This window comes from Proteus sp. G2675 (assembly GCF_963886535.1).
GTDB lineage: Bacteria > Pseudomonadota > Gammaproteobacteria > Enterobacterales > Enterobacteriaceae > Proteus > Proteus mirabilis.
Genome location: NZ_CAWPCB010000058.1, coordinates 1 through 3,588 on the forward strand (window position 1 = coordinate 1; position 3,588 = coordinate 3,588).

Annotated in this window: 6 protein-coding genes and 1 pseudogene; all 7 read left to right on the forward strand. The window is 42.9% G+C overall.

The window, feature by feature from the left end; all coding sequences use genetic code 11:
- On the forward strand, positions 1-298 hold a 298-nt coding region (locus AACQ49_RS18380), incomplete at its 5' end, for a hypothetical protein (RefSeq protein WP_161778826.1).
- Positions 299-895, forward strand: coding sequence for a hypothetical protein (locus AACQ49_RS18385; protein WP_161706173.1), 597 nt, complete (start codon positions 299-301; stop codon positions 893-895).
- Positions 895-1,476 (forward strand): hypothetical protein, encoded by a 582-nt coding sequence (locus AACQ49_RS18390; protein ID WP_006537803.1) that lies wholly within the window; start codon positions 895-897, stop codon positions 1,474-1,476. The genes AACQ49_RS18385 and AACQ49_RS18390 overlap by 1 nt, the downstream gene beginning before the upstream one ends.
- 383 nt (positions 1,477-1,859) lie before the next feature.
- Positions 1,860-2,039, forward strand: coding sequence for a hypothetical protein (locus tag AACQ49_RS18395; RefSeq protein ID WP_072062631.1), 180 nt, complete (start codon positions 1,860-1,862; stop codon positions 2,037-2,039).
- 3 nt (positions 2,040-2,042) lie between these two features.
- Positions 2,043-2,531, forward strand: coding sequence for a type II toxin-antitoxin system death-on-curing family toxin (locus AACQ49_RS18400; protein WP_072062630.1), 489 nt, complete (start codon positions 2,043-2,045; stop codon positions 2,529-2,531).
- Positions 2,532-2,629: 98 nt separating this feature from the next.
- Positions 2,630-3,028, forward strand: coding sequence for a DUF6950 family protein (locus AACQ49_RS18405; RefSeq protein WP_161706172.1), 399 nt, complete (start codon positions 2,630-2,632; stop codon positions 3,026-3,028).
- Positions 3,028-3,588 (forward strand): annotated as a pseudogene (locus AACQ49_RS18410) (phage tail protein); the annotation flags it as partial. The gene AACQ49_RS18405 and the pseudogene AACQ49_RS18410, both read left to right, overlap by 1 nt.

Consider the following 3,588-nt stretch of genomic DNA (forward strand, 5'->3'; position numbering starts at 1 on the left):
TGTCGGCAATCTCTATCGCTTAATGCATGCGGCGCAAGGTTATGCTTCGGGGGGCTTTGTGGGCGCTGTCGCAGGACGAATACCCGTTACACCGCAACCGACGTTAGCCCGTGCAGGTGGTGTACAAATGACCGTCGTTAATCATATTACGGTGACGGGAAATGGTGACGCTGTACTTGCGCAGGCAATGAAAGAAGCTGCACAACAAGGGACAGAAGCTGGCGCACAGAAAGCCCACGCGATGATGTTACAAGACTTTCAAAGTAATGGCGCAGCACGTAGAACATTAGGAGTTTAAATGTCTATTCTTGAATGGCCAAAAGCGGTGATCCCCACACAGGAAAACTGGCAATTATTGAGTAACAGCAAAACCTTTACCTCGCCATTTAATGGAAGTAGTCAAACGGTACGCTTTCCGGGAAGTCGTTGGCGTTGTGAGCTGACATTCAATAATTTAAATGAAGAGAAATCGCGCCAATTAGAAGCGCTGGTGGCTTCATTGGATGGCATGTCGGGGCGAGTCAAAATAGCCAGTTGGATAAGAAAAGGGCGTTATGGGTATGGTTCGCCTCGTATTGCAATACCCAGCCAATTGGGTAATCAGTTAGAAACAAAGGACTGGAAGCGCAATATGCGCGTGTTACAACAAGGGGATCGCTTAACTGTGGGTAATGAACTCAAAATGGTGGTGGCAGATGTGGTCAGTGACAATAATGGGCGTGCAAATATTCCTATTTCACCGATGTTAAGAACGTCACCTACCGTCAATGAAATGCTTGAGGTTGAGCGTCCTTTTGGAGTTTTTCGGCTCGTTGATAATGAACAGGGGAAATTTCAGCATCGTCGCTTGGGGTATACCCATATCACGTTATCTTTTGAGGAGGTGTTGTACTAATGCAATATCATCCATTTTCTGATGCCATGGTCAACGCGATTAATGAGGGGGCTTATATCGTTTTAGCCGCCAGACTCGATTTGAAATCAGGCGTCACCTGTGCGCATACCGGTGTTGGGCAACTAATTATTGCAGGGGAAACTTATTTAGGTGTAGGAAGTTTAGGCGAAATCAGTCAGCTAAAAGAAAATAAGACAACCAGCCCTCCACAATTACAGCTTAAATTAGCGGGTTTTGATAAATCGCTGGTGGGGATGGTGATGAATGAGCAAAGTCGAGGGCGAGAAGTGCGATTGATGATGGTTGCCATCAGTGAAGAGGGGAAACCGTTGCTTGCTGAAGTCTTATTTGTCGGACAAATCACATCGATTAATGTGGTGTCTGGCGAAGAAAATGCCGTATGTGTTAATGTTTCTAATCGATTCGAGCGGTGGTCAATCGGGTTACCCGATAGATTTACCGATGAGTCGTGGTCATCTCGAAGACAAGGTGATCGCATCTTTCGCTATGTGGCTCAAATGGCTGAACGGGCGATTTATTGGGGCAGCAAGAAAGATGCACCTGCATTTATTTATAAATAATCTTATTGCTTTGTTAAACCCACTTTTGTGGGTTTTTATTGCATAAACAAGAGGAACTGTGTCCTTTGTTGTTTCATGAAAGAGCTAAATTTATCCTTGTTAGAAGATATCAGCGTTGGGAGTATAGATAGGTAGTTGATGCCAAAAACTACATTCATATACCTTTATAACCGCAAAAAAAACAAGCTTTAGTTGATAAATCTGGGTTGTAATGGCGACAAGATGACTCTATTATGAATAGGCCACTGGTCGAAAAGGTTCACAAAAAATAATCCAGTACCCACTAACAGTGTGGGTGATTTTTTACATGCAGAGTAATTGCAATAACCTCAAAATCGTCTATTTTGTATATATGCCAGAGATCCTGGTAAGAGGGTATTTATATGAGTCACGCACTGAGAAAGGCTAGTCGTTTAGATATACCGCCTCGTGACAAAAGTAAAGTTGCGTCTCCTAGAGCAGTAGTTGGATATAATTGCTCACACAAAGATCAAGTGAAAAATGCTTTCAGTCTTGGCTTTGAGCGTTATGAGACTGCTATGGATAAATTATCTAAGGTGTGATAGATGTCTAGGGAGTTTGGTTATCATCTTGACGGCGTGAATTACTTATCTGTTGATGACATAATTTATATCAATGAAGTTCTTATTAAAGCACAAACGCCAGATGAGCCAATCCAAGTTTTAAATCAAAGCAATCTAGAATCGTCACAAGCCAGACCTAGCGTAATAAGATATTACGAACAAACAGAGGATATGTTTAGACTATCCTCTGTTCTTATTGAAAGCCTTATCCAAAACCATCCATTCGCGAATGCTAATAAAAGAACAGCCATGATGTGTGGTTATGTTTTTTTATTGATAAATGGTTATGAGCTTACTGCACCAAGTGATGATATGGTTGATATTGCATCTGGTTTAGCCACTAAAGATTATAGTTGTGAGGATCTTGAGAATTGGCTGTGTCATTGGTCTAGGACTTATGACACAGTAGAATTATGTAATCCTGATTTCGGTAAACTATGTTGTGGTGTAATCAAATTAAAAAATATCTGATATTACGCAATTGAAACTAACCCACTTCGGTGGGTTTTTTATTGCCTGAATTTCACCATGCCTCTTAATTGAGGTTTTTTGCTATTTAAGGTCAGTACATGAAACAACCCAACTGGACACTTAAATTACCTGAAACCATAAGGGCGGCGATGAGTCGCCCTTTTTCATGGGGTGAATTTGATTGTTGTATTTTTGCCTCGGAATGTATTTACGCACAATGCGGTTTCTCGCCAATAAAGCCTTATCTCAATCACTATAAAACCAAAGCCGAAGCCTTCAATCTGATCAAATCTAAATTTGGCTCATTAGAGAAAGCCGTTTCACGCTATTTCAAATCCATTGAGATTGAGCGCGTTCAGCGTGGCGACCTTGTACTGTTTAAAGGTGAGGACGGTGACAGTTTAGCGGTGGTCTGGGCGGGGCATTATTGGGGCGTAACGCTACAAGGTGTGAAGCCAGTGCAGATTAACCCAATCAAAGCATGGAGAGTGGAATAATGGGTGGGAGTGGTGGATTAATTTCAAAAGTCGTGGGCGCAGGCTTAATGATTGCGGTGCTATTTACCGGAGGTGTTACCTCGGCGATGGGGATGGCGCTGATGGCAGCAGGCGTTGCGGTTCAAGTCGCGGGTTCTCTTATCTTTAAGCCAAAACTGCCTTCCATGAATTATCGAGATACCAGTGAACGCAAACAGATGTTACGTTCATCGTCTGCCCCTGAAACCGTGATCGTTGGAAAAACAGTGATATCGGGTTTGCTTTTCTTTGCCGAAGAAGAAGCAGGCGAACAAGATGAAAACGAAAAAATCACACTGGCATTGGCGCTGGCAGGGCACCCCATAGAGAAAATCGGGAAGATTTGGTTGGGTGATGATCTCATTGAGACGTTTGGTGATAAAGCGTCATGGGAATTACATAACGATAGGGAAGATGCCGATCCCTTTATGCTTAAAAATTGCCCGTCATGGAAAGAGGATATGATTGGTCGAGGTCTGGCGTGGTTACGTGTGACACTCACGTTTGACCAAGAAAAATTCCCCTATGGATTACCCAATGTG

Bases quoted from the DNA above. Each gene is read 5' to 3' on its own strand.
- AACQ49_RS18385 (WP_161706173.1), top strand. From the start codon at position 299: ATGTCTATTCTTGAATGGCCAAAAGCGGTGATCCCCACACAGGAAAAC.
- AACQ49_RS18390 (WP_006537803.1), top strand. From the start codon at position 895: ATGCAATATCATCCATTTTCTGATGCCATGGTCAACGCGATTAATGAG.
- AACQ49_RS18395 (WP_072062631.1), top strand. From the start codon at position 1,860: ATGAGTCACGCACTGAGAAAGGCTAGTCGTTTAGATATACCGCCTCGT.
- AACQ49_RS18400 (WP_072062630.1), top strand. From the start codon at position 2,043: ATGTCTAGGGAGTTTGGTTATCATCTTGACGGCGTGAATTACTTATCT.
- AACQ49_RS18405 (WP_161706172.1), top strand. From the start codon at position 2,630: ATGAAACAACCCAACTGGACACTTAAATTACCTGAAACCATAAGGGCG.